The 24,139-nt window shown below is 67.3% G+C and carries 21 protein-coding genes and 6 pseudogenes; 15 read left to right on the top strand and 12 right to left on the bottom strand.

Annotation, left to right across the window (positions count from 1 at the left end):
• Positions 1 to 8: 8 nt before the first annotated feature.
• Positions 9 to 275, bottom strand: coding sequence for a hypothetical protein (locus QWM81_RS04930; protein ID WP_290110250.1), 267 nt, complete (start codon positions 273 to 275; stop codon positions 9 to 11).
• Between the two features lie 283 nt (positions 276 to 558).
• Between QWM81_RS04930 and QWM81_RS04925 the strand changes: the two genes are divergently transcribed.
• Together QWM81_RS04925 and QWM81_RS04920 are read left to right on the top strand one after the other, a co-directional pair.
• Positions 559 to 1,389, top strand: coding sequence for a glycoside hydrolase domain-containing protein (locus QWM81_RS04925; protein ID WP_290110249.1), 831 nt, complete (start codon positions 559 to 561; stop codon positions 1,387 to 1,389).
• Positions 1,390 to 2,283: 894 nt separating this feature from the next.
• Complete coding sequence (locus QWM81_RS04920) at positions 2,284 to 3,417, top strand: MBL fold metallo-hydrolase (protein WP_290110248.1); 1,134 nt, start codon at positions 2,284 to 2,286, stop codon at positions 3,415 to 3,417.
• A gap of 67 nt (positions 3,418 to 3,484) precedes the next feature.
• Here the strand turns inward: QWM81_RS04920 and QWM81_RS04915 are convergent.
• Positions 3,485 to 4,446, bottom strand: a pseudogene (locus tag QWM81_RS04915) (aldo/keto reductase); the annotation flags it as partial.
• A 180-nt stretch (positions 4,447 to 4,626) separates the two neighbouring features.
• Between QWM81_RS04915 and QWM81_RS04910 the strand changes: the two are divergent.
• Positions 4,627 to 4,920, top strand: a complete 294-nt coding sequence (locus QWM81_RS04910; protein WP_290110247.1) for a hypothetical protein — start codon at positions 4,627 to 4,629, stop codon at positions 4,918 to 4,920.
• Between the two features lie 977 nt (positions 4,921 to 5,897).
• Here the strand turns inward: QWM81_RS04910 and QWM81_RS04905 are convergent.
• Positions 5,898 to 7,261, bottom strand: a pseudogene (locus QWM81_RS04905) (transposase).
• Between the two features lie 690 nt (positions 7,262 to 7,951).
• Complete coding sequence (locus QWM81_RS04900; RefSeq protein WP_290110246.1) at positions 7,952 to 8,365, bottom strand: hypothetical protein; 414 nt, start codon at positions 8,363 to 8,365, stop codon at positions 7,952 to 7,954.
• A gap of 677 nt (positions 8,366 to 9,042) precedes the next feature.
• Here QWM81_RS04900 and QWM81_RS04895 point away from each other — a divergent pair.
• On the top strand, positions 9,043 to 9,417 hold the full coding sequence (locus QWM81_RS04895; protein WP_435372326.1) for a YsnF/AvaK domain-containing protein: 375 nt from the start codon (positions 9,043 to 9,045) through the stop codon (positions 9,415 to 9,417).
• 110 nt (positions 9,418 to 9,527) lie between these two features.
• Here the strand turns inward: QWM81_RS04895 and QWM81_RS04890 are convergent, their stop codons facing one another.
• Positions 9,528 to 9,725, bottom strand: a complete 198-nt coding sequence (locus QWM81_RS04890) for a hypothetical protein (protein WP_290110245.1) — start codon at positions 9,723 to 9,725, stop codon at positions 9,528 to 9,530.
• 270 nt (positions 9,726 to 9,995) lie between these two features.
• On the opposite strand from QWM81_RS04890, the gene QWM81_RS04885 reads away from it, so the two are divergent.
• Positions 9,996 to 10,202 carry a DUF6207 family protein gene (locus tag QWM81_RS04885; RefSeq protein ID WP_290110244.1) on the top strand — a complete coding sequence of 69 codons (207 nt, stop codon included), beginning with the start codon at positions 9,996 to 9,998 and terminating at the stop codon, positions 10,200 to 10,202.
• Between the two features lie 18 nt (positions 10,203 to 10,220).
• Here the strand turns inward: QWM81_RS04885 and QWM81_RS04880 are convergent, their stop codons facing one another.
• Positions 10,221 to 10,403, bottom strand: a complete 183-nt coding sequence (locus tag QWM81_RS04880) for a hypothetical protein (protein WP_290110243.1) — start codon at positions 10,401 to 10,403, stop codon at positions 10,221 to 10,223.
• Between the two features lie 543 nt (positions 10,404 to 10,946).
• Positions 10,947 to 11,951: an amidase domain-containing protein gene (locus QWM81_RS04875; RefSeq protein WP_290110242.1), complete on the bottom strand. Its 1,005-nt coding sequence runs from the start codon at positions 11,949 to 11,951 to the stop codon at positions 10,947 to 10,949.
• Positions 11,952 to 12,022: 71 nt separating this feature from the next.
• Between QWM81_RS04875 and QWM81_RS04870 the strand changes: the two genes are divergently transcribed.
• Positions 12,023 to 12,190 carry a hypothetical protein gene (locus QWM81_RS04870; protein WP_290110241.1) on the top strand — a complete coding sequence of 56 codons (168 nt, stop codon included), beginning with the start codon at positions 12,023 to 12,025 and terminating at the stop codon, positions 12,188 to 12,190.
• Positions 12,191 to 12,210: 20 nt separating this feature from the next.
• Here the strand turns inward: QWM81_RS04870 and QWM81_RS04865 are convergent, their stop codons facing one another.
• Both QWM81_RS04865 and QWM81_RS04860 read right to left on the bottom strand, forming a co-directional pair.
• Positions 12,211 to 12,648 (bottom strand): DNRLRE domain-containing protein, encoded by a 438-nt coding sequence (locus tag QWM81_RS04865; RefSeq protein ID WP_290110290.1) that lies wholly within the window; start codon positions 12,646 to 12,648, stop codon positions 12,211 to 12,213.
• Between the two features lie 189 nt (positions 12,649 to 12,837).
• The gene (locus tag QWM81_RS04860) at positions 12,838 to 13,311 is read right to left on the bottom strand and encodes a hypothetical protein (RefSeq protein ID WP_290110240.1); all 474 of its coding nucleotides are present in this window, start codon (positions 13,309 to 13,311) and stop codon (positions 12,838 to 12,840) included.
• Between the two features lie 348 nt (positions 13,312 to 13,659).
• On the opposite strand from QWM81_RS04860, the pseudogene QWM81_RS04855 reads away from it, so the two are divergent.
• Both QWM81_RS04855 and QWM81_RS04850 read left to right on the top strand, forming a co-directional pair.
• Positions 13,660 to 14,012: pseudogene (locus QWM81_RS04855) on the top strand (transposase); the annotation flags it as partial.
• A gap of 31 nt (positions 14,013 to 14,043) precedes the next feature.
• Positions 14,044 to 14,169 (top strand): hypothetical protein, encoded by a 126-nt coding sequence (locus tag QWM81_RS04850; RefSeq protein WP_290110295.1) that lies wholly within the window; start codon positions 14,044 to 14,046, stop codon positions 14,167 to 14,169.
• Positions 14,170 to 14,175: 6 nt separating this feature from the next.
• Here the strand turns inward: QWM81_RS04850 and QWM81_RS04845 are convergent, their stop codons facing one another.
• On the bottom strand, positions 14,176 to 15,270 hold the full coding sequence (locus QWM81_RS04845) for a hypothetical protein (RefSeq protein WP_290110239.1): 1,095 nt from the start codon (positions 15,268 to 15,270) through the stop codon (positions 14,176 to 14,178).
• 677 nt (positions 15,271 to 15,947) lie between these two features.
• Here QWM81_RS04845 and QWM81_RS04840 point away from each other — a divergent pair.
• The 3 genes and pseudogenes from QWM81_RS04840 to QWM81_RS04830 all read left to right on the top strand — a co-directional run bounded on the left by QWM81_RS04840 (position 15,948) and on the right by QWM81_RS04830 (position 18,594).
• Positions 15,948 to 16,103 carry a hypothetical protein gene (locus tag QWM81_RS04840; protein ID WP_290110237.1) on the top strand — a complete coding sequence of 52 codons (156 nt, stop codon included), beginning with the start codon at positions 15,948 to 15,950 and terminating at the stop codon, positions 16,101 to 16,103.
• A 297-nt stretch (positions 16,104 to 16,400) separates the two neighbouring features.
• Positions 16,401 to 17,603, top strand: a pseudogene (locus QWM81_RS04835) (Tn3 family transposase); the annotation flags it as partial.
• 244 nt (positions 17,604 to 17,847) lie between these two features.
• Positions 17,848 to 18,594 carry a dienelactone hydrolase family protein gene (locus tag QWM81_RS04830; RefSeq protein WP_290110235.1) on the top strand — a complete coding sequence of 249 codons (747 nt, stop codon included), beginning with the start codon at positions 17,848 to 17,850 and terminating at the stop codon, positions 18,592 to 18,594.
• Between the two features lie 341 nt (positions 18,595 to 18,935).
• On the opposite strand, the gene QWM81_RS04825 is transcribed toward QWM81_RS04830, so the two are convergent.
• The gene (locus tag QWM81_RS04825) at positions 18,936 to 19,370 is read right to left on the bottom strand and encodes a hypothetical protein (RefSeq protein WP_290110233.1); all 435 of its coding nucleotides are present in this window, start codon (positions 19,368 to 19,370) and stop codon (positions 18,936 to 18,938) included.
• A 197-nt stretch (positions 19,371 to 19,567) separates the two neighbouring features.
• On the opposite strand from QWM81_RS04825, the gene QWM81_RS04820 reads away from it, so the two are divergent.
• The 4 genes and pseudogenes from QWM81_RS04820 to QWM81_RS04805 all read left to right on the top strand — a co-directional run.
• Positions 19,568 to 19,879, top strand: a complete 312-nt coding sequence (locus QWM81_RS04820) for a site-specific integrase (RefSeq protein ID WP_290110231.1) — start codon at positions 19,568 to 19,570, stop codon at positions 19,877 to 19,879.
• A gap of 397 nt (positions 19,880 to 20,276) precedes the next feature.
• A pseudogene (locus QWM81_RS04815) lies at positions 20,277 to 20,975 on the top strand (helix-turn-helix domain-containing protein); the annotation flags it as partial.
• A gap of 537 nt (positions 20,976 to 21,512) precedes the next feature.
• Positions 21,513 to 23,315 carry a reverse transcriptase/maturase family protein gene (locus QWM81_RS04810; RefSeq protein WP_290110230.1) on the top strand — a complete coding sequence of 601 codons (1,803 nt, stop codon included), beginning with the start codon at positions 21,513 to 21,515 and terminating at the stop codon, positions 23,313 to 23,315.
• A 106-nt stretch (positions 23,316 to 23,421) separates the two neighbouring features.
• A pseudogene (locus tag QWM81_RS04805) lies at positions 23,422 to 23,592 on the top strand (integrase core domain-containing protein); the annotation flags it as partial.
• Between the two features lie 51 nt (positions 23,593 to 23,643).
• On the opposite strand, the gene QWM81_RS04800 reads toward QWM81_RS04805, so the two are convergent.
• A complete protein-coding gene (locus QWM81_RS04800) occupies positions 23,644 to 24,021 on the bottom strand; it encodes a VOC family protein (protein WP_290110229.1) in 378 nt (125 codons plus the stop codon).
• Positions 24,022 to 24,139 lie beyond the last annotated feature (118 nt).

Here is a 24,139-nt window from a genome sequence, read left to right as displayed (position 1 = left end):
CGGAGGCGTCATCGTGCGGTGCGCAAGTACGCGCGCCGTGCGGTGACCAGCGCGCGCCAGCGCCTGCGGACGGCTTGCGTGCCGTCGATCCACCGCGTGGACGACGATGACTCCATGGGCAGGTCGGCCATGGAGTGGGCAATGTCGGCGTAGTAGACGTAGTCGCCGGTCCAGGGGAGCTCGCGTAGCCGGTCGATGACGGTGCGCACCTTGTCGTACTCGCCCAGGACGGCGCGGTGGAAGGCGAGGGCGAGTTCCAGGACGGCGACAGCCACGGTGATACCCGCGTGGCGGATCCTCGGCCCGCAGCGCGCAGGCTGATGCGAGGCCGCATCTTCTCCGCTGTGCCGCGCCGCGTTCCGAACCGCTCGCACCCCAGACACCGGGGTGCGGCGCGACCCCGTCGAGTACGGCGGCGCGCCGGTAGAGGCCGCGCTGCCGACCTCGGCGACGAAGACGCCTAGGTGGACATGCTGGTAGGCCATTGCAGGGCCCCACTTCCCGGTAAGGTGATCGGGCTCCGGAGAACCGGGGCTCGATCGTGTCCTGGGGTGGGGAATGCCGAAGCACCGGTTGTCCAGAAAAGGCCGCTACATCGCCATGGCGACGACAGGTGTCGTCGTCGTGGTCGGCGCCGGGATCGCGGCGCAGACCACGATGGCCGCCTCGGCGTGGCCGACTCAGAGGACGTACACAGGCCGGGCTTTCGACGCCTGCACCGCACCCTCACTCGCCGCGATGAAGGCGTGGAAGAAGGACGGCTACTACGGCGGCGTCGCGGTCTACATCGGGGGCAAGAACCGCGGCTGCGCCCAGCCCAACCTGACCAAGCCCTGGGTGAAGTCCGTCGACACCCTCGGCTGGCGCGTCATCCCCCTGTACGTCGGCGCCCAGCCGCCCTGCCAGAAGAGCCGGAACAAGGAGAGGTTCACCGCCGCCACCGCGGTCTCGGTCGGCGTCAGCAACGCCAACGACGCGATCGCCAAGGCCACGGCGCTCGGGATGAAGCCCGGCAGTCCGATCTACCTCAACATGGAGTCGTACGACATCGCCGACAAGGCGTGCAACGATGCCACCCTCGCCTACGTGCGGTCCTTCAGCAGGACCCTGCGCGCCAAGACCTACCGCTCCGGCCTCTACGGCTTCAGCAGCTCCAGCGCGAAGGCGATCGCCACCGCCAAGGACCGCACGGACCTGCCGGGCAACCTCTGGTACGCCCTGTGGAACGGTCAGGAGACCACCACGAAGGACTGGCCCTGGAACCCCAAGCTGTACACGGACCACAGCCGCGGCCACCAGTACAAGGCCAATAGCAAGGAGACACGCGGAGGTCACACCATCACCGTCGACCGCAACGCCTGGGACGCCCCGGTCGCCATCATTGGCTGACCGACAAACTGTTGCATGGTCATGCCCGCCTTTCCCACTCCAGAGCGATCAGTCCGTAGGGAGGTGGACGGCGCCTGGGCCACCCTCTAGAGGAGACCCAGGTCGGAAGGACCCTGTTGGACCGGTGGAGTGAACTGTGTCGGTCGATGCCACGGTCGGTCCTGCTCCATGGAAGAGCCGCCCTCCTGGGCACACCTCGTCGGAGCACTCCGCGGTGCCCGATGTAACCCTGCCCTGCCTCGTGGGCCGCGCGAACGCGCTCAGGCGCTGGACCACAGCGTCCCCTCATCGCTGCGCGGCCGCTACAGGCCGTTTGGCTTCCGACGGGTACCTCGATCGATTTGCGCACGCTTGTCCACCTTGCGTTCCCTGCCAGACACCTCTGATCGGGGCTGCCGCGCGTTACATGGTTCAGTTCCCGGCGTGCGGCCCGGGCCTCCTGGCCTTGTCCAAGATCCTCGTCCCGCGTCGCAGCGACCCGGGTGACTGAAGTTCGTATCCATGGGTGCGCGCACGGCTACGAACGCCGCGTCGCAACAGCAGCCGCCTCAGCCGCCCGTCGTGTAACCGCCGGCCGTATCTCGGCGGTCCCCCGCTCCCGGCCGGCGGGAGCCTGCCGCCTGCTGCGCAACCGGAGACGTGGGTGGTGACGGCCGTCATGTAGAGGTGGCGGACCGCCTCGTCGTGGGGTCAAGAAATGGCGTGGTCTCGGCGTCTTCATCCGGTCCGCACGCTGATCCGAAGAAACGGTAAACGCTGTGGGCAATGGGGTGATCCTCCGGAACTCCCTGCCCGTCGCACCGTCCTGTCTGGAGGACTCGCCCATGGGCAGCGGTGCTTCCGGTTGCTCTACTTGAGCCGCTTGGCGCGACCGCTTCGCCGGAAGGAACGACCATGCGCATATTTCGCCGTTCGAGCAACGCCGGGTCATCGAGCCGTCCCGCCACAGATAATTCCCCTGCCGCAATAGCGCGACGCCCGCTGCTCGGGGCAGCGGCAGCCCTGCCGTTCGGGCTGCTCGGCTGCAACGCCGCGGCCAAGACCGGGACCGAGGCCGCGAGCGCGACCGCGAGTGAGACCGCGCCGCGCGCAGGACAGCAGGACGCGGCCGGCGGACCGGCACCCACTGTCAGGGTGCGCCTCCTGGGAACCGGCGGACCGGAGATGTCCACCACGCGGCAGGGCATGTCGACGCTCATCGAGGCCGGCGGCCTACGCCTGCTGTTCGACGTGGGACGGGGCGCCACCCAGAACATGTACGAGTCCCGTGTCAACCCCAAGGACGTCACCAAGATCTTCCTGACGCATCTGCACAACGATCACTACGAAGACCTGCCGACGCTCTGGCTCAACCCATGGTTCATGCTCGGCCGGACCGAGCAGTTGGAGATCTGGGGCCCGCCCGGCACGGCGGGCATGGTCAAGGGCATGCGGGCCATGTACCAGCACGACCTTGACCACCGCTCCAACGCCCTGTTCAAGAAGGAGTATCTCGACATACGCGTGCATGAAATACGGCCCGGCATCGTGTACGACCAGGACGGCGTCAAGGTCACCGCCTTCACCGTGGAACACAAGGACGGAAATCCCGCCTACGGGTTCCGCTTCGACCATTCCGGAAAGTCCGTCCTGCTCTCCGGTGACACCACGTACCACGAGAACGTCGTCACCCACGGCAAGGGCGTCGACGCACTCATACACAACGTCATCGCATTCGACGAGGAACTGACGAAGTCGGGCAAGCTGAAAGCGGTCGAAGAGAAACTCACCACACCGGAACAGGCCGCCCGGGTGTTTTCCGAAGCCCGGCCGCGCATCGCCGTCTTCTCGCACATCGCGAAGAAGGGCCTGCATGGAGAAGCCGGAGACCAGGTCATCATGAACCGCACCCGCAAGGCCGGGTACGACGGCCCGCTCTACATGGGCCTGGACCGGATGACCATCGACATCGCCGACGACGTCACGGTACGGAAACCCTTGTCCACCGCCGGTCTGCCCGAGCTGGACGGCCCCGGCGTTCGGCTCTGAACGCTCCACGGCGAAAGCGGCCCGTTCCGCACCTTGGCCATGTCTTCAAGTCCTGGCCCATGGCGCTGCGGCGCGTGGTGCCGCGGTCGTCGATGTCCGCCCACAGGTCGCCGTAGACGTTGCGGAGGATGCCCGGTTCGCGCAGGAAGGCGTACGGGAAGCCGAGCGGTACCGCGCTCACCCGGTCGAGCCGCTCGACGGACTCGGCGTCGAGGGTGACGTCGAGGCTTGCCAGGTTGTCGGTGAGCTGGTCCGGACGGGTGGCGCCGATGATCGGGACGATGGTGCCGGGGCGGCCGCGCAGCCAGGCCAGCGCCACCTGGCCGGGCTCCAGCCGCCCTGCTCGGCGATCTCCAGCACCGCCGTGATGACCGCGTCCTCCTGAGGGTCCGCCCCGGCGGCGTCCAGGCCGGCGGGGCGACGCCCCGTCTCACCGCGGCGGTATTTCCCGGTGAGCTTGCCGCCGGCGAGCGGTGCCCATGCGAACACCGCCTGGCCGAAGGCGCGGGCCTGGGACAGCAGTTCCCGTTCGGGCGTCCGCTCCAGCAGGTTGTAGCGCAGCTGCGAACCCGCGAAGCTGGTCGAGCCGCGCAGGTCGGCGAGGGTGTTCGCCTGGGCGATCTCCCAGGCGGGCCAGTCGGACACACCGAGGTAGAGCACCTTTCCGGCGCGTACGAGATCGTCCAGCGCGCGCATGACCTCCTCGACCGGCGTGAACTCGTCCCGCGCGTGCACCCACAGCACGTCGAGGCGGTCGGTGCGCAGCCGGGCGAGCCTCTCCTCCACCGACCGCACCAGGTTCTTGCGGTGGTTGGCCGCCGCGTTCGGGTCGCCCTGGCGGGTCGCGCAGGTGTACTTGGAGGCCAGGACCAAGCCGTCGCGACGGCCGTCGAGCAGCTTGCCGAGTACCGTCTCCAAACTTCCGCCGTTGTAGACGTCGGCCGCGTCGATGAAGTTGCCGCCCGCGCCGGCGTACGCGTCGAGGATGCGGCCGCTCACGTCCTCGCCGAGTTCGTCGCCGAACGTCATGGCGCCCAGCGCCAGCTCGCTCACGCGCAGGCCGGTCCGGCCGAACAGTGTGTAACGTACGGTGTGCCCTCGTAGCACTCGTGTAGCACTCGTGGCCCTGGTCGGGTCGTACCCGCGCGCTGGGGCCTGTCTTTCGGATCTTGGTTCCGAGGGTCCCGGGGGAGCGATACAGTGCGCGGCGTGGACATACCCGGCTGGTTCGTCTGGATCGCTCTCGGTCTGGCCGTCTTGCAGGCCCTCGGCCTCGTTCCCGTCATCCGCCGACTGCGCGGATCCGACTCCGCGGTGCGTTTCAAGGCGAGCCTTGACCTGCTGGACGTCGTCGGCTCCCTGCTGCTCTTCGGCGGCCTGCTGCTGAGTCTGGTGGTGGCGGAATCCTGGTTTTGGCTCACGTTCGCTGGCTTCGCGCTCATGGCCGCCGTCTACGCCATGAAGGGTGTTCACCGGCTCCGCGCCCGCCGCCCCACAGCCTGATCCAAACGACAGGCCCTAGGTCGCTTCCACCGTGACGCGAGCCCGACTTGACGGGGCAGAGCGCGAAATGCGGGCGCTCGAAGCACCGGTTGCCCGCCCCCGGCGAGCATGAAAAACAGCTGTGACCTGTGGCGTTGCCGTGCCGTTCGGCTAAAGCGTTTCTGAAACACCCATCCGTGACGCCCGTCGCTGGCGGCAGGCCCGTACACGGCACCGCGTCGAGCAGTAGACCGCCGAGCGCGATCGCTCGACTCCCACCGTCCACGACCGCCCGCACACCGGACACTCGGCCGTCTCCCCCCGCTGCATCAGCACCCACAGCACCCACCGCCGCCGGGCCCGCTGAAGCCTCCGCCACCGCCATGACCTGCAACGGCCCGAGCAGAACACCGCCTCCGCCGCCATCGACGACGGAAGCGGACTACCGCACTCCCGGCAGTACCGCCGGCCCACCCCGCCAGACGCCACAACCCAGATCATCCAGCCGTACAAACCTCACGGCCAGAGTTCAAAAACAAGCTCTCAGCTTGTCGTTTAACCTTGTCTCCGTTGGGGGTGGGGATGGAGCACGCGGTTTTCGAATCCGTCAGGTACTCCGCCGTGTGCCAGGACTGCGGCGCTGAGCTGGAGTGTTATGGGGTCCAAGCCCTGGTCAACGGCCGCTTGCGGTGGGACGTTGAGTCAACATGTTCCGCCTGTGGCTTTGCGGTAGCCGTGTGCGGTGGCGACCTGCCAGCTGAACGGCGCGATCAGATGCTCTCGGAGCATGGAGCCACGAGGCTGCAGGTGAGGGGTCCGTCGACGAAGAGTGTCGTCATCATGCGGGTGCTGCGGGCTGAGCTCGGCATTGACCTGATGAGTGCCAAAGCTGTGCTGCTCCGTGTGCTGAACGGTGGTTACTCAGGAACGCTTCCCGAGGTCGAACGCCTGGCCCGCAAGCTGCGGGAGTCTGGCATCGCTGCTTCAGCTACTCGCTCTCAGATCTCTGATCTGGGCGCTCGGTGACGGTTCGCCTGGGCTTGGTTGCCCTTCTTGTGGTGCGCGGGGCGGCTGCATGCCTCACCGGTCGCCAGGACTCTTCCCACGTCATGACAAGTGGCCGTGCGACGGTTCTTCGACCCCGGCGGTCGGCCGGGCCCGGGTCGGGACGGTTTCGGTGCACCGGTCGGGGAGCCGGTCTTCGTGCGCAGGTTCCTGAACCCTCCGCGAACACGGGCCGGTGTGAGTCTGTTCGGCTCGGCTGGCTTCTCCCAGGGCCGTCGTAGCTCGGTGGTCAGCGGCCGGCGAGCCGGAGCTGGGCATGGGCGGCGATCACCAGCCACGTCCACCGGCCAGCCGCTTCCGAACTGCGAAGCCGGGGCTTGGTCCAGCCGAGCGTCTGCTTGAACAGGCGAAACGTGTGCTCCAGGTCAAATCTGCGAAGGAAGGACTGCCAGCAGCGGTCGACGTCGGTGGCGGTGGCGCCGGTGCCTGACCACCACAGCCAGACCGGCTTGTTCACCCCGCCGCTGGGCAGCTTCTCCACGGCCAGGCGGATGACGGTGCCTTCGATGATGGGCAGTGGTCCGTCGTGGTCGATCCAGGCCGCCCGCCTGGTCAGCCTCGGGTGCAGCCGGTCCCATGCCTGCGCGGTGGCCTTCCCGTAGCGGCGGGTATCCGTGACAGTCCTGGCCTGCTCGGCGCCCCAGGTAGCGGGATCGCCGAATACGAACTCGCCGCCGTGCTTGGGTGGTCGGCCGCCCTTTCAGCACCACCAGGACCTCCGGGTCGCCCGGCTTCCACTGGCCGGCCGCGACGAGCCGTTCGACGACCTCGCGGTTCTGGACCGCGGTCACCGCTGCGACGTCCGCGCCGGGCTCCAGACGGACCGCGCCCAGCACTGCCGTCCACGATGTCCGGCCGTCTCCAACGCGGCCACGATCGAGTACGGCCAGCCTGGCACCATCTGGTGCTCACCCTCGCCCCGGCCGAACGTGTGACAAAAGGCCCGGTCAGGGCAAGTGTTAGCGTCCGGCCGCAGCCATGGCGAAACGTCCGCGGCCAGCACAATCCGACCGTCCGCCGCCCTCGGCAACGGCATGGAGGCAAGCGCGCGACGCAGCCGGGCCACGTCGATCCGGCCCTGATTGAGACCGCCGTACATGGCCCCATGCCCGCGGCGGTGCTCCGGCGCGAGCGCCAGATCGACCAGCGTCCGCACCGGCCCTTCCGCGCACAGCAGCGCGTCACATAACTCGAACAACGCGTCCCCCCGCGCGGTCAGACACGCGTACAACTCCGTCCGGAAGCGTGACACTTCCGCGAACGCATCCCGCAGGACGCCTTGATACCCCAGACTCATGACCACGGCCTTCGTACTGCTTCCTCTGCCTCTGTGACGGAGCACAGGATCAGACGAAGGCCGCCCTCACGTCCGCTGAACCGCGAAAAGGAAGATCAAGTTCGAGTCATGTTCGACGCCTAGCCTTAAACAACAAGCTCAGCGCTACAGCCACCATCGCCCCATAACCGTAATCATCGCGGTGTAGAGCATCACCGCCCGTCCTCGCCCCCATACCGCGTCCCCCACCCGCCAGCCGACGCACCGGATCCAGAGCTGTCCGGCTCCGGCCCGGCACCCACCGGGTCGTCACTCCGCCGGCCTCGGGTACCTGTCTGCCGCAGCAGCGCACACATCACCCAGTGGTCACCGACGCGAACCGGCGAGTCCAGCCAGTACACAGACGCCGACAACCCCGGAGCGATCTCACCGTGGGAACCTTCCATGCCCCACCAACGCCCCGGGCCCGCGACACGAACGCCAGTAGGCGTGCAACCTCACCGGGACCCAGCCGTTAGCAAGCCGGGTACACATCCACATCAGCGCTCTACTCAACGTGGCCGACCCAAGGTTCTTCGCCTACCCGGGCCGGCTCACCAGGCCTTCGTACGCCCCCACCGTCAGCCCGCCAAAGCGCCACGGCACCCAGAGCGCCCCCATCATCCGGTTGCCGGTGCGCTGCCGCGGTGCAGTCAGGGGCACCCCGCGCACTCAGCGGGGGTCGCCGTACGAAGCCTTTTCCATGGCCTCCAGGAGCAGCTGGAACTCGGCATCGTCCACCGCGCGGGTCACGTTGCCGAGCTGTACGGGGCACCGGCTCACGAGGGACGCGGCGAACTCCAGCACAGCCGCCTGACTCCTGGAGGCCCCCCGGGACCATCCTGGGGCCTTCAGGAGGTGGCCGACGCCGTCCCAGCCGACCGTCGGATACCGGCCGGTGAGGTCGATCAGCGGATGGTCGACCAGGGCCGCGAGTTCCCGGTCATTGGTCATGCGCCGCAGCCAGTAACCATCGCTGTGAGCCCCCAGCAACTTCGTCGCCGCCCTCATCGGCTCGTTCACCACCCCCTCCAACAGACTCTCGGCAAGCTTCTCGCCCGTCGTGCTGTCACTGACCACGCTCACCGGCATCTCCATTCGTCGTGAAGCGAGGCCACCAGGGGGGCGGCCCCACGACCTCACTGTGCGCGGCGACACCGGCAGCCTGTAGCGAACACGCCGAAGGATCCACCGGACACCACCCAGGTATGCAGGCAAAGGGAAGAACACATCAGCCGGGGCTGGTCCCGGGCAGGGCTCTCATTCTGGCCCGCCCGGCACCCCGCCCAGCCGCGAGCAGCCTGATCCGTCCGTTGGGGATCGCTGCCGTCCAGGTCAGCAGCGAGCAGGGCAGCGCGTTGAAAATCGCCTCGGCATCGGCATTGATCGCGCGGACCACATCCGCAGCGGGGCAGACAGCATCGGCGAAGAACGCCGACTTACCGTAGGGATCTCGCTCCCGTCGGGGGCCGGGAGGCCGACTTGCCCCGGCTCTCTGCCGGCGTTGCGCTCCACTTTTGAATCCGGCCGGATGGTGTCGGACTTCTGGTGGGCGTGAGGTTGGCCGTTCGTATGGTCCCGATAGCGCTCGGAGTAGTGGGCCGGGTTGGTTTTGGTGCTCATTTGATTGCGGTGTCCGTGCCAGCACCGCCTCTACGAGCACTACGGCATCGGCTGGGACACGGCGTGGCAGCAGGCCAATGAGCCCGGCGAGGGCGGCTGGGCCCGCAGTGATACGTCCATGCAGCGCTCCGGTGACGACGATGACGCGGTCCGGGGAGCAGATGCATGTCGGCACCGAACGCCGTGAAGCAGGACGGGCCCGCCTGCCCAAGTATGTGGTGACGGAGGAGGGCCAGCGGACCGTCCCCGTGCGGCACGAAGAGGTCCGTGTTGAGCGTGAGCCGCTCACTGACGCCAACGTCGACCAGGCCATGCCCGGCCCCGAGATTTGCGAGGCCGAGCACGAGGTCACACTCGACGAAGAGAAACCCGTCGTGCAGACCGAGGCCGTCCCCGTGGAGCGGATACGCCTGGACACCGAGGAGCACGCCGAGGAAGGAACAGTGCACGGCCAGGTCCGCAAGGAGCAGATCGAAGCCGAAGGCGTCGACGAGGGCGATGACCGGCGAAGCTGATCATCCAGCTGCCACCCAGGCACCGCAGCGGCGCCCACCGTCTCACGGGCTTGGGGAAGCATCGGCTCCAACGGGCGGCTTCAGCACCACTGCGCGCCCAAGGCCCTGGGTCAGCCGAGGTAGCTCTCGGGATGCGCTGGCTTCTGCAGCGTCCAGAACTCGCCCGAGCAGCCCGACGGCAGCGGCGGGAAGCGGTGGCCCTTCACGTCGGTGCTCCAGTGGTGTTCGCCGCCGCAGCCGCATTCATAGATCCCCCCGCTGGCGGGCACGATCTCACCGGGATGCCACGACGTGTTCTCCTCGCTCATAGCTTCTGTCTACGACGGCACTGCGCACGGCGCGACCCGGGCTTTCACCGGGGCCCGCGCGCTCGGGGTAGCGCGGACCCCGGCGAGAGGGGGCAGCAGCCTTAAAGGTCCCGTCCTGTCATCGGACCGCAGGCCGCACCTGTCTCTGTCTACGGACCCGGCCGCACCCACGCGACCGGCCGCGGGCAGCACGCCTACGGCCCTCACCCATCCGGGCGGTCGTACGGCTGCCGGCGAACCGGGAGACCGCGCCGGGTCGTCGCCAGGGTCATGCACATCGACGAACAGCACATCGCCGAACCCGGGCTGCTCGTCCGGGACATCACCTCCACCGACGAAGACACCGGCCGCGCGGTGATGGACGCCCTTCAGCAGCAGTGGGCGACCTCGGGGATCACCCCGGTATGGCGTACGTCGGGGAGAGCCCGGGGTGCAGGCGCGGGTGAACGCGGACATCCGACGCCCCGGCACTGCTGACTAGTCGGCCCTGTGGCCCTATTGGGTCGTGTGGTCGGGGTCGAGGAGCTCGAGCGGGAAGTGTCGCTTCAGGATCTCCGCCCAGCGGGGCAGCGTGACGAAGCCGGTGGTGTCGGCCTGTGCCTGGACCAGCTCGGTCAGCGCGGCGACGAACGGCCGGGCGGGAGCGTCGGCCTGGGCGTAGGCGACAGGATGCGGCAACCGCCGCCCACGTCCTCTCCTGTGGGCGGCGGCCGCTATCTCTCATGAGATGCCGATTATTAGGGCTTCACCGGATCACCGTCGCCCAGTGCCAGCCACCACACATCGTCGTCCTGGGTCAGATCCAACACCTGTCGTCCCCCACCGCTGAAGCCTAGTTCCGCAGAGGCCAGACCAGGTGTGCGGGGTCCGATACGACCGCATCAACCGGCTCGTCAGCGTGTGACGCATACCTGGAGATCGCCCTCTGCGCAGCCCGCTCTCTGTCCGTGAACCACGGAGCACCAATACGGGCTAAATCCCTAGCGTCCCCCGCGCGAAGGCGCTGGACGTACACCTTGATGACCAGTTCAGCTTCGCGAGCGACTTCTTTTGCCTCCGGGTAGGTGGTCTCCGCAGGCCGAACCGTCACATGTACCTCGGGAGTGTCCCGCAAGGCGTAGGGTGCGGGCTCTCGAAGTAGCCACCACGTGAGAGCGATTGCGCCGAGGCACAGGGGCAGACCCACCCCTATGGCCCACTTGGCTCCTGGGACCTTCGGCATCAGTACCACCCTGGCTTGACGCGGATGATGTCCGCCCAGGTGCCTCTCTGGCTGTTCACGTAGGTATCGAGGCGCTGGTTGAGGCGGTTGTTGTTGTGTGCGCTCACGTAAGCCTTTCCGTTGGCCATCTTGGTGATGACACCGGCGTGGTCATAGCCTCCCTTGCCGGCCCAGTTAAGCAGGACCACGTCTCCGACCTTGGCGTACTGTTGCTTGGTCTCCGTGTTCACTAAGCCGTCGCTGTGCCGGGTGAGGAAAAGACGCATCGTGTCAGCGACGGTCCAGCTATGGGAGTTGGTGTAGTGGAAGCCACCGCCGGAGTGCGGCGGTGACGCGTGCTTGAGTCGCCCCCAGTTGTCGGCGCTCCTCTTGTCTTTGTTCACGCCCTTCATACGCATGCCGCCACCGTGATACAGCGCCTTGGAGACGTAGTTGGTGCAGTCCTGGCTGTACTCCGGGCGGTCGTTCCAGTGGTCTCTCGCCCACTTTGCCGTGCCGCTGGCGTTGATGGCGGCGTACGGCGTGTACTGCGCCGCGTACGCCGTGGACGTGTTGGCAGGCAGGGTGAGCGACCGGGTGGCCGCCGTGGCCGAGCCGTCCTTCTCCACGGTGCCGTGGGTGACGGAACCGAAGGCGCTGTCGTCCTTCGCCAGCCGCTGTTCGTACTGACCGGCGTTCATTTTGCCCCGTACCACGGGAGCGTCTCCACGGGAGAAGATGTAGAGGACGGTCGCCTCGCTGGTCTCCGGATCCGAGGGCGCGTCGGCCAGTGTCCTCTGCTCACTCACCACGGCGCGGACGGTCACCGATCCGTCGCTTGAGGGCATCACCAGGGCGTCGGAAAGGGTGGTGGTGATCGATGTGTAGGCGAGGCCGTCTGCCTTAAGGGGGTCTCGGGTGTCGATCACCCAGGATTCCTCCGCCTTCAGCAGCCACGAGTACTTGGCGGCGTTCGGGCGGCCAGCCGCCGCGGCAGTGGCACTGTTGTGCGTGCCGGTCGTCAAGGAAGCACCGGCTTCGAGGTACTCGCCGGCGTCTGGGTGTATGTGGCGCTGTCCAGGGGCCGCTCAACGGCTTGACCACGTTGCTGATGGCGGTGTCGCTACTGCCGTACGGGGTCGAGGCGCTGACCCGGAAGGTGTACGACGCGCCGTTGGCCAGGCCGCTGATCACGGTGTCCGTGCCGCTTGTTGTCCGCTTGGTCACCGCAGCACCGGAGGAGTCTACGGCCGTCACCTCGTAGGTGGGGACCGTGTCGTTGTATCAGCTGTCCTTGCTGGCACCCCAGGTGATCAGAGCCCCGCTGTCCCCGGCCCGGGCACTGACCTCGGTGGGCGGTGACGGCCGTGTCGCAGCGCCGTACTCGACCGTGAGCGAGGCAGAAGTGAAGCTGATGCCCGCCGTGCTCGGCGTGCCGTCGGGCGTACGCAGTACCAAACCGTGGTTGGTGTTCGCGCCGTCGGTCCAGCCGGTGACCAGGCCGGTGACATCGATCGTCCACGGCGGGCCGGCCGTCAGGTTGGCCTCGGCGGCTGTGACCGCGTCCAGTGCGCTTCCCGTCCCTGTCGGAGCCCAGGCGCCGTTGCGGGCTTGCACATCGAGGTCGGGCGTCGTCGCGCTTGACTGGAGCTTGAGCACGGCGTTGGTCACCCGCGCGCCGGCGGGATCTTCGACACGTCGGCCTTGAGGTACGTACGCCAGTTCTTGCCCGAGACGTTACCGACATTCAGGGTGCTGCCGGTCTGCCCTACGCAGTCGTCGGAACCGGTGCAGACAGTGGCCTTGGTGAGCGGGGGCGTCCACCGACGAAGCGGCGGGCGCTGGGGTCGGCTCCGTGCCGGAACCCCGGGTGATCGCTGTGCTGGCGGTCCACGCGGAGCACTTGCCCGCCTAGCAGGCTCTCATCGACCAGTGGAAGGGACCGCCGGAAGTGAGCCGATCGGCCGGAATCCGGAAGTCGGCGCGCTCTCCGTTGGGGACGAGCTGCCTGGCCAGGGTCTGATGTCCCTCGGCATTACCGAGCCGGAACTGGGCCTCAATCATGCCACCGTTGGGTGAGGTGACGATGCCCGTGATCAGGGGGGAGGCAGTGTCCGTGGCCCCGGCCTGCACCTGCGTGAGAAGGTCGGCGGGCAGGACAGCGCTCGCGTCGCCCCGGAAGGTCTTCCAGCCGGACCAGGCGGATGTGTCCGTCCCGTCGCTGGTACGCGCGCGCATCCGCAGATGGCTGCCGTCCGGCAACGCCGACGCGGTGGGAATCTGCGTCGTCGCGACGGCGCCCGGAGCGAACTCCGCCGTCTTCCCGGTCCAGGTGTACGTGGCATCGGCGAAGGCTGGATCCGCCTTGACCTGGAACTCCGTCACCAGAGCGGATTCGGCATCGCTGTCGCCGACCGTGGCCCGGAGTGCAGGCGTCAGGCTCCCGGCGATCGTGAGTGTGGTCCCCGCCTTGAGCGGACTGACATTCAGCTCGGTGGGCGTCGTCGGTGCGGAGTTGTAGGTGACGATCAGTGACGGCTCAGTCGCCGAGTCGTGTACACCGTCGACGTAGTTTGGCGGAGCGGTAGCGCCGCCAGGTGACCGTGTCCGTCTCGTCCACGGCAGCCAGCCGCACCCCGTAGTTGGGCTGGCCGTCCGCCCACGCCTGGACAATGCCGTCGACGGTTGTAGCCCTTGGCCACCTTCGACACGCCCGCCTGCGGGTCGCCCTACGGCAAAGGACGGCCACGCACCAGGCCGGATGTGGTCCTGGCCGACAGGGCGTACTCCTCCCGCGCGATCCGCGAGCACCTGCGCAAGCGCGGAATCCGGGCAGCGATCCCCATCCCGGCCGACCAGCGGAGCCACGGCTGCGTCGGGGCAGCCAGGGTGGCAGGCCACCGGCCTTCGACCGTGATGCCTACACGCAGCGCAACACCGCCGAGCGGTGCATCAACCGCCTGAAGCAGTGGCGTGGCATCGCCACCCGCTGCGAGAAGTCCGCGACCATCTACCTGGCCGCCCTCCACATCGCGGGCATCTTCCTCTGGTCCGCCCGATGCCCGAACGAAACGGCCTTGCGCGATCGATGTCGCGATCGGCGTCGTCTACTGGCTGGTGCTCGTGCACGTCGCCGACCGGCTGTGCGCGGCGCTCGGCCAACCGGCCTGGCGTCGGCGCTCGGAGCGGATCGCCGGCTGGATGTTCATCACCCTCGCGGTTGGGGTGGCGGCCACCGAGTAACGCCCGCTAGGACCGCGTCGCCCTCCCGCACTCGTCCCCAGAGGACTCGCCGCGCCCGACCGGCGCGCTGCGGTCATACGGGTCGACCGCCGTGCCGGCCTCGTCCGCCCGGCGGTCCGTGCCGAAAGGCGGTGTGAGGTAGCCCGCGGCAGCGTCGCAGCCGCCGTTGGTCATGTCGTACTTGTACGAAACGATCGAGAACGTACCCGGCTCGGTGATCACCTTGTCAGGGTCGTCCCAGCTCAGGACCAGCTCGCGCCGGACGATCGTGCGCACGATCTCGTCGTCGCCGCCCGCGTCCGCGCGGGTGACCGGGTAGACGAAGGTGACGTCGGCGGTCACCTGGAGCGCGCCGCGCTCACCCTCCCGGTAGGTGAGCCGGCCCTGGGTCTTCACGACGTCGCCGACCAGGTGGGTGCGGGAGGGCTGGAAGCGGCTGAAGAGCAGGAGGGGGTCGTTCTTCTCACTCGGGGTTCGGAAAGCGGTTTTCAAAAGGTCTTGGACGTCCTTCTGGTGCGGGTTGATCATGGCAATCGCCTTCTCGGGGCGCTCGCCCCGCAGCACGCCGCGGTCCAGGCCGGACGCGACGAGGAAGTCCCGGCTGCGGGCAAGGGCCCGCTCGACCTCGGCCGCGCTCATCCAGCCGACCGCTCCGGCCTTCGGCACGGTGATCCCCGCCGCTCCGCTCGCCCAGCCCGCCGCCGGCGAACCGCGGAACGGTTCGTCCATGGTGGGGCGTTGGGCGACCTCCGCCGGGGGTACCTGGGTCGGGCGGGCGGTCTCGGCCGCGAGCAGCGGGGAGTCAGCGTCGGCGAACAGGCCCACTATCCGCCCCGGCGCGAGCGCCACCACCAGCAGCACCAGCGAGGCCAGCAGCCCGACCACGTACCAGCCCGTGCGCCGCTTCGGCCGCGCGGGCGTGTAGCTGCGCCAGCCCTCCAGGCCGCGGCCGGGCTCCGCGCGCAGCCGCTTTGCCACATCGCGGGCCCGCGCCGACGGCTCCTTGGGCGCGTCGGCAGCACCCGCCACCGACTCGCGCAGAAACCGCTCCCACTCCTCATCGGACCTGGACGACCCGTCCGACTCCGTACCCGCGCCCATCCCCAACCCCCTGGCAATCAGTAGACCGCGGCCCACTCCCCTGGGACGCGTCCGCATAATGACACAGAGCGTTGACAGCGAGGTGAGCTGGGTGGGCCGTGTGGGCGCGCTCCCCTTTCTCAACTGGCCAACCGCATCAGTCCCAGGTATTGAAGCTGCCGGGGGCGAGGCGTTACTCATCCCGCGAGGACCAGGTGCGCCCGGACTAAGGACGAGTTCAAGCCCGTTGAACCTCAGCCAGACTCACTTCCCCTCGGCCAGACCTATCCACCCTCACGCATCCTCACTGGCAACAGGCACAGCGGTATGAACCCGCGTGCGACAGTGATTCCGCCTTGAGGAGTTGGTTTGACAGGCTTAAGCGATGTGCTTGCTGAGAAGAGTTACTGGCATCGCAGCATGCAGAGTCGTACCTGGGGTTTTAGGGCCTATAACGTACTCAGGGTGTAGCAAGCCTGTAGATCGGAAAGGTCGCCAAGCGCTCTGCTACGGCCGCAAGTTACAGCGCCACGATCACCCGTCGATAGACTCCAAGAATTCGAAAGGAGCCCTGCTTCCCGACGGGTTTCCAGGCCACTGAGTTGGGAGGGCTCCTTGCGTGGTGTCGCAACGCAGAGAAACGCAACTTCACCAGTACGGAGCCTGGCGTGAATCCATTAGACAAGCATCCACGTCCGGTGGACAGGTGGCTGTCGTCCATCCGCAGTCACCTGCGGAAATGGCGCGGAAACGGTGGACACAGTGTCCACCACCACTTCCTCCAGGGCGTCGCCTACAAGTTGGGCAGTGGCGCCGTGACGGTGCTGATCCTGTGGTGGGAAGCGCGCCGCTGATCTCGTGGAGGGCCAGCCGGCTGCGGGCCCTGCCTGCAAGCCGACGGCTCCCGAGAAACTACGACCCGGCGCGGACAACGCGTCGCCGTGCCCACCAGGACAGCCGCGGCGTGGTGGCCGCGTTGACCGCCCGGCCGAACGGGTCCGCGGCTGTTCCAGGTGGCGGTGAACCTTACGCCGGTCCAGGGTGGTCGGGGCCGGCCTGGTTGAGGTGGTCGGCAGCACCGGCGTGCTGCGCCGACAGCTCCAGCGCCGTTTCGGCCCGCCTTCCGGCAACGAGCCCTAGCTCTCAGCGACCCCTTGGGCCGCTACGTGATCGCCACGTTCGTCAAGGGCACCAACATGGACCCGTACGAGGCCGCCCGGCACATCCCCGGCGTGAGCGGGCACGAGCTGTCGTACGTCGCCAACAAGCACTTCTCGATCGTGCTGCTGGACGAGGCGATCGCCGACCTGGTGAACGCGCACGCCCGCCTGGACATCTCGCAGGCGTGGGGCGACGGGACCGCCGTCGCGGCGGACGGCACCCACATGGACACGTACCTCGACAACCTGCTCTCCGAGACGAGCGTCCGGTACGGCAAGCCGGGCGGCATCGCCTACCACCACGTCTCGGACACCTAGATCGCGCTGTTCATGCACTTCATCCCGTGCGGCGTGTGGGAGGCTGTCTACATCATCGAGGGCCTGCTGAAGAACATCAGCGAGGTGCAGCCGACCACCGTGCACGCGGATACCCAAGGCCAGAGCTTCCCTGTCTTTGCGCTCGCCCACCTCCTGGGCTTCGACCTGATGCCCAGGATCAGGAACTGGAAGGAACTGACCTTCTACCGGCTCTCAAAGCAGAGCGAGTACGTGCACATCGACGCCCTGTTCGGCGAACCGGGCAAGCACGTCATCGACTTCGACCTGATCGAGTCCCAGTTCCGCCACCTGATGCGGGTGGCCGTCTCCGTACGCGAGGGCACCATTTCCTCCTCCACGCTGCTCAAGCGGCTGCGGTCAGGGTTGCGGAAGAACGCTACCTACGCGGCCTTCCGCGAGGTCGGCCGCGTGATCCGTACTGTTCGGCTGCTGCGCTACCTCTTCGACGCGCCGCTGCGCCGGCAGGTGACCGCGGCGACCAACAAGGTCGAGTCGTTCAACCGGTTCTCACAGTGGATCGGCTTCGGCAACCGCAGCGTCATAGCCGACAACGACCCCATCGAGCAGGAGAAGGCGATGGAGTTCAACGCGCTGCTCACGAACGCGGTGATCTTCCACAACGCTCTGGACATCGCGGAGATCGTGCGACAGCTCCTGGAGGAGGGATGGGAGATCGACCCGGAAGACCTGGCGCACATCTCGCCGTACCTGACCGAGCACATCAACCGGTTCGGCGAGTACAGCACCCACGAACTCGGCGTCCAGCCCGAGGCGTACGACCCGAAACTCGACGTCGACTTCACCCCGCTGCGCGAGCAGGACCTGACCGCCGCCGGCCTCGGCCAGGCCGCCTGAACCGTGAGGTCAACCAGCTGGTGACGCCCTTCGCGGGAGCGGGCCGGTATACCTCAGAATCCTGCTGCGAGGGTCAGCCTCCAGCACCGTGGCCTGGGCAGGTGATCCGATAGCGCTGCCGTGGGGACGGGGTTTGTGACCGTTCTGGTGAGCCCTCGCCGTATTTCAGAGGGATATCCGCGCTGTTCTGCCAGCGGCAGAACACCAGCCGGACCGGGCTCGACGATCACTACAGTCCAGTCTCATGACGACGTTTACGACGCGTACGGTCGAGTATCCGGCCGACGGTTTGACGATGATCGGGCACCTCGCGCTCCCGGCCGGTGTCGACCGCCGGCCCGCGGTGCTGCTCGGACCAGAGGGCATGGGGCTCAGCGACGTCGAGCGCCGCCGGGCCGATGCTCTCGCCGAACTGGGATATATAGCGCTGGCCTTCGACCTTCACGGCGGGCGCTATTTGGGCGACCCCGAGGAGATGCTGGCCCGTTGCATGCCGCTGCTCGCCGACCCCGACCGGATGCGGAGCATCGGCCACGCGGCGCTCGACGTGTTGCGCACCGAACCGCGGACCGACCCCGACCGGATAGCCGCCGTCGGCTATGGCACCGGGGGCGCCATCGCGCTGGAACTCGGGCGCGATGGCGTCAACCTGCGCGCGATCGGGACAGTCAACGCAACTACCACGGGCCGACCGGGCGAGGCGGCGCGCATTCGCTGCCCGGTGTGGGCCGGGGTCGGGTCCGAAGACCCGATCATGCCGCCCGCGCAACGGAACGCGTTCACCGCCGAGATGCAGGCCGCGGGCGTCGACTGGCGCCTCGCGGTCTACGGCGGTGCCTTGCACGCCTTCCACCACCCGCCGGTCGGCCACCCTGTGGTCCCCGGCGTCGGCTACCACCCACGGCACGCGCAGCGAGCCTGGCGCGACGTCGTCGACCTGCTCGCCGAGTGCCTGCCCGTGACGGAGGATCTGGGGCATGACCCCAGGTAAGCATGCTGGCGCCGGGCACTGACAGTCCCCTCCCCTCAAGTCCGCACAACAGAGCCGCATTCGCCCGGATGCTCGATCGCGGAAACGCGTTCGCAACTGCCGCAGTAAATGCCGGATTTACCGCGACAGAGCCCCCACCCTGATCACCGCGGCCTGCGACGGGCCATTCCGGCCGCCGGGGCGAGGTGTACGCATTTACTGCGGCAGTGCCGGAAGGGCGGGACGGACGTGACGATCGAACGAGTGACCGAGCTGGGAGCCGGGGGCGCGCTGCGTGTGCCGCGCGCCCGGGTCGTACCCCTGTCCGCCGCTTCGGGGTCGTACACCGCGGCGGTCGAGCGCTACCTCACCGGCGCGGGCATCGCGAAGTCCTCCGCGCGTATCCACCGCATCTCGCTGACGACGTGGGGAGGGACGCTCACTGGCGAACCGGCGCCGACCGGACCGCCCGCCGAGGCGCGAAGCCCCCCGTCTTCCCCGTCGCCGCGATCGACGACCCGGCACTGCCGGAGGTCTTGGCCGAGCTGGCGGCGGCGCGGGCGGACGAGATGGACGCCGACACCGTCAACCGGGAACTGTCCATCGCCCGCAAGGCGATCGGCTGGTGGCAGCGCCAGGGCTGGATCGAAGGCGATCCCACGATCGGCATCGAGCGGCGGCCGGCGCCGCCCGACCGCACCAACGCCCTCGTGGAGAACCAGATCGCCGCCTTGTGGCGCCTCGACGTCGCGCTGCGGGAGAAGACCCAGTGGAAGATGCTCTACGAGTCCGCGCACGGGCCGACGAGGTGCTGTGCCTCAACGCGGAAGATTTCTACCCGCAGACAAGCGCGGCAGGATCACCGCCAAGGGCGGGGCGACCGAGTGGATTCACTGGCAGTCCGGCACCGCCCTGCTGCTGCCCCGCCCGCCCTACCCGCGGCCCGCTGTTCCTCACCGACCGCAAGGCCCCGGCCGGAACACCGGCGCTCGACGTGTGCCCGGAGACCGGCCGGGCCCCGCTCTCCTACCGCCGCGCTGAGGAGATCTTCGAGGAGAACACCCGGCTGCTGGCCAACCCCCTCGCCTCACCCGACGACATCGAGGACCTGGACGGGTGGACGCTCCACTGGCTCCGCCACAGTGCCCTGACACACGACGCCGAGGACGGCACCTCCACCCCGATGCTGCTGGCCCGCTCCCGCCACGCATCCGTCCGCTCCCTGGAGCGGTACGCCCGCCCCGGCGTCGACTCGGTCGCCCGATACGTCGCCGAACGCGACCCCGCTGCACGTCGCCGCACGTAAATCCGAGCGGATCAGGGCTTCAAGATCGTCCCGTTGCCCCTTTGGCGCGTATCTCGGTCACACCCCCTATGGACTCGGACAACGACCCACCGGGTTTCCCGCCCGCCACGAGGCTGGGCAAAACGGCACCGGCACTCCCGAATACAGCCAAAAGGTGCGGCTGATCCTCCGAGCGTTGGAGCAGCGACGAGCACTCACGGTGGGGGCGTGACAGAAGTTGAGCCAGAACCCAAACTCGTGAACAAAACCACTAGATGTATTGATCATGAGCCTTGTTGACAGCCGGGGGTCTTGATCATGGCGAAGACCTCCGGTGTGGCGGAGCTGTCTAGGACTGCACCGCACGGAAATCTTCGTGTCCCACCGTAATGCCCAGCTGACCGTTCATGGGAGATGACTGCCGGTCGAACGTGTCCGCTTGGCTCGTCCGGTCGCGCACGTTGCGGCCGAGATGGGCGTCGCGCGGGCCACCGCCCACAAATGGATGCGCCGGTGGAGGGCGGAAGGCGAGGCCCGGCTGCACGACCGCTCCAGCCGGCCACACACGACGCCGCACCGTACCCCGGCCACCCTGGAGGCCCGGGTCCGCGACCTGCGCCAGGCCCGCATACTGGGCCCGGCACGGATCGGGCCCATCCTGGGCCTGGCCGCCTCGACCGTGCACCGCATCCTGACCCGCCACGGGCTGAACCGATTGGCCTGGCTGGACCGGCCCACCGGCCAACCCATCCGCCGCTTTGAGCGCTCCGGGCCCGGCGAGCTGGTCCACGTCCACATCAGAAGCTCGGCAACATCCCCGACGGCGGCGGCTGGCGCATAGCCGGCAGAGCGACAGGCGAGCGACACCGACAGGCCACCACCAGGGAGCGCAAGAACTGCAAGCCGGTGATCGGCTACAGGTACATCCACTCCGCCGTCGGCTTCTGGCAGCGGGCCCAGGCCTTCTTCACCGCCCACCGCATCACCGTCGAGCGGTCCTGACCGACAACGGCTCGTGCTACAAGTCCAAGCTGTTCACCCAGACCCTGGCCGCGGGCGGCGCCACCCACAAACGCATCCGCCCTACCGGCCCCAGTCCAACGGTAAGGTCGAACGCTTCAAGTGCGCCACGAGGCGCTCTGTCGTATCCCCGGCATAGCCGGGAGGAAATCGAGGGGAGGTTCCTGGGCCTAATGGCTTACCTGGATCCGAAAGGTGAAGGGGACCAGAGCATGCCAGGAAACCAGCAGCCGGGTTCAGATGTCAGGGACGGCGTACTGGGAAGGCCCGCGTGATATGGCGAAGGCTTGATTGCTTGAATCCCAATCTCCAGGAGATGGAAGTTCACATCCGCCGGAAAGACATCTGAAACCGGCGCCAGCCCTGCGGAGTTCGCGTTGAACGGACTCCGCAACTCTCGGGGCAAGGAGCGATACCTAGTGAAGGCATTCAAGGAGATGAGTGGGGCGCCTACGTCACGCTATGACGTGCGACAGAGATGAACGTGGGATCACCTAACGGGCGCGAGCCCCATGGTGACGGAGGCCCCGTAGTAGTCGCCGGAGTCACGACCGGCCAAGGAGGACGGGAAAGCCGTCCGCATAGGGCGAAGGGGGCCAGGTGATCGGACACTCGAAGTCGGGAGGTATGCGAAATGCAGAGCGCCGAAACGGTGCTGGGTGTCCTGCGTGAGCGCGGTAGGCGTGGTCTGCCGTGTGAGGAGCTGTATCGACAGATGTTCAATCCGCAGTTGTATCTGTTGGCTTACGGCCGCATCTACTCCAACAAGGGGGCGATGACGCCGGGGGTCACGCAGGAGACCGTGGATGGTATGTCAACGGGCCGGATCGATCGCATCATTGATGCGATGCGTCACGAGCGCTATCGTTTCCGCCCCGCGAGACGTGTCTATATCCCGAAGAAACAGATTGGGAAGACTCGCCCTCTCGGCCTACCCACTTGGTCGGATAAGTTGGTTGGCGAGGTGGTGCGACTCCTGTTGGAGGCGTATTACGAGCCGGTCTTCTCCGGTCGGTCCCACGGATTCCGTCCTCGGAAAGGTTGCCACACCGCGCTGCGCGAAGTGGTGAACACCTGGACGGGGACGACCTGGCTCATCGAGGGCGACATCGCCGACTGTTTCGGGAGCCTCGACCATGAGGTCATGCTCCGGACGCTGGGCGAGAAGGTCCACGACAGCCGGTTCCTGCGGCTGGTGCGGAACATGCTGACGGCCGGTTACCTGGAGGACTGGACATGGCACGCGACGCTGAGCGGAGCTCCGCAAGGCGGCGTGGCCTCACCCGTCCTGTCCAACATCTACCTGCACAAGCTGGACACCTACGTCGAGCAGACACTGATCCCGGAATACAACCGAGGACGCCTCCGTGCACGTAGTACGGAATACCGGCGGGTGGAATCGGCGATCGCACGTGCCCGCCGAAGAGGCGACCGAGTAGAAGTGCGGTCTCTCTACAAGCGGTTGCACCGTCTTCCCAGTCAGGATCCCAACGATCCTGACTACCGGAGACTGCGATACGTGCGTTATGCCGATGACACTCTCCTGGGATTTGTCGGACCGAAGGCCGAAGCCGAAGAAATCAAACGGCGTCTGGCGAAGTTCCTGCGTGACGACCTCAAGCTGGAACTGTCTCAGGAGAAAACGCTGATCACCCATGCCCGAACGGGCAGGGCTCGATTCCTCGGCTATGAGATCTCGACGGCGAGTACGGACCGCAGAACACGGCGACCGTCAACGACGGACCGGCGCAACCGCCGGTCCCTCAACGGGACGATCGTCCTGCATGTGCCTGCCGCCGTAATCAAGGCCAAGTCGGCACCCTTTCTGGCACGCGGAAAACCCGCCTGCCAGAACTCCCTTGTGAACGAGTCTGACCATGTCATTGTCGGAAAGTTCGCCATCGAGTACCGGGGTGTCGTCCAGTACTACCTGATGGCCGGTGACGTCTTCCGGCTTCACCGGCTGCGCTGGGTCATGGAGACAGCAATGCTCCGCACCTTGGCGCGAAAGCACGGCTCCACGGTGTCGAAGATGGCGGCCCGCTTCAAGGCCAAGATCCAGACGCCGTACGGACCGCGCACCTGTTTCGAGGCTCGCATGCCACGGGACAACAGGAAGGAACTGATAGCACGGTTCGGAGGGATTCCCCTCAAGCGGCAGAAGACGGCGGAGTTGACTGACCGTCTGGCGGGTCCTGCCTATCCCCACAAGGAGTTGATCCGTCGACTTCAGGGAAATCCGTGCGAGGTTTGCGGTCAAGCTGGTGAGGTGGAGGTTCACCACATCAGGTCACTCAACGACCTCAACCGTCTGGATGCCCCGTCCCCCGATTGGATGAAGCTCATGGCCAGGCGCCGGCGCAAGGCCCTCGTGGTCTGCGGTGCCTGTCACGAGCGCATCCACACCGGGAAGCCAAACGCAATGCTCACGCAGTAGTCACTGGAGAGCCGGATGCTCGGAAAGCGGGCCCGTCCGGTTCGGAGGGAGGCCGAGCGGAAAAGGCCCTGCCCAGCAGGGACCTCGCCACTCGGCCGACCCTACCCGCACCCTGCTGGACGAGTGGGCCTACCTACGGCCCTACACCAGCAACACCGAGCGGACCGAAGCCCTGACAGACTTCCTCCACACCTACAACCACCACCGCTGCCACACCGCACTCGACGGCAAGCCACCGATCAGCCGCGTCAACAACGCTGCGGGTCAATACACCTAGCCCTCGCGAAGCTGGGCGTTCTCGGCCCACCCCGGCGGTCGATCCGAACGTTCAACGCTTCGGATTTCTGACCAGGCAGAAGGGATGCCCGGCCGGATCGGTGAAGACGCGCCACCTGTCCTCATCCGGCTGGTAATCCGGCTTACCCGCACCCAGCTCCATCAGCAGGCCCTCGGCCTGGTCGAAGTCCTCGACTGAGAAGCAGATGTGGAGTTGCTGGGGCACGGTTTGGTCGGGCCAGGTCGGGGCCCGGTACTCGTCGACTCGTTGAAAGCCGAGGAAGAGTCCGTCCTCGCGGTTGAGACCGGCGAAGTCAGCGTCCGATTTGGGGTGGGGTTCTAGGCCGGTGGCCTGCTGATAGAACGCGGCCAGAGCGAGCGGATCAGGACAGTCGAGTGTTATCGCGGCCAACTTCATCTGCAGGGGCATGGAACCTCCGGGGCCGATCGGTGGAGCTGAGCGTTGGATCATGATGCTCGGATCCACGTCATGGCTTCAACCTCAATAATTCAGAGAAGCCGGGGCGCAGGTCCAGCTGCCCGGTCTC

Source organism: Streptomyces ficellus (genome assembly GCF_030406405.1).
Classification (GTDB): Bacteria; Actinomycetota; Actinomycetes; order Streptomycetales; family Streptomycetaceae; genus Streptomyces; species Streptomyces ficellus_B.
Note: the sequence above shows the minus strand (reverse complement) of the source record. Positions and strands in the feature narration are given on the sequence as shown.

Coding starts and splice junctions, on each gene's coding strand:
- QWM81_RS04810 (WP_290110230.1), top strand. CDS start 21,513: ATGCAGAGCGCCGAAACGGTGCTGGGTGTCCTGCGTGAGCGCGGTAGG.
- QWM81_RS04890 (WP_290110245.1), bottom strand. CDS start 9,725: ATGAGCGAGGAGAACACGTCGTGGCATCCCGGTGAGATCGTGCCCGCC.
- QWM81_RS04920 (WP_290110248.1), top strand. CDS start 2,284: ATGCGCATATTTCGCCGTTCGAGCAACGCCGGGTCATCGAGCCGTCCC.
- QWM81_RS04895 (WP_435372326.1), top strand. CDS start 9,043: ATGACGCGGTCCGGGGAGCAGATGCATGTCGGCACCGAACGCCGTGAA.
- QWM81_RS04885 (WP_290110244.1), top strand. CDS start 9,996: ATGCACATCGACGAACAGCACATCGCCGAACCCGGGCTGCTCGTCCGG.
- QWM81_RS04830 (WP_290110235.1), top strand. CDS start 17,848: ATGACGACGTTTACGACGCGTACGGTCGAGTATCCGGCCGACGGTTTG.
- QWM81_RS04800 (WP_290110229.1), bottom strand. CDS start 24,021: ATGCCCCTGCAGATGAAGTTGGCCGCGATAACACTCGACTGTCCTGAT.
- QWM81_RS04845 (WP_290110239.1), bottom strand. CDS start 15,270: ATGGGCGCGGGTACGGAGTCGGACGGGTCGTCCAGGTCCGATGAGGAG.
- QWM81_RS04925 (WP_290110249.1), top strand. CDS start 559: ATGCCGAAGCACCGGTTGTCCAGAAAAGGCCGCTACATCGCCATGGCG.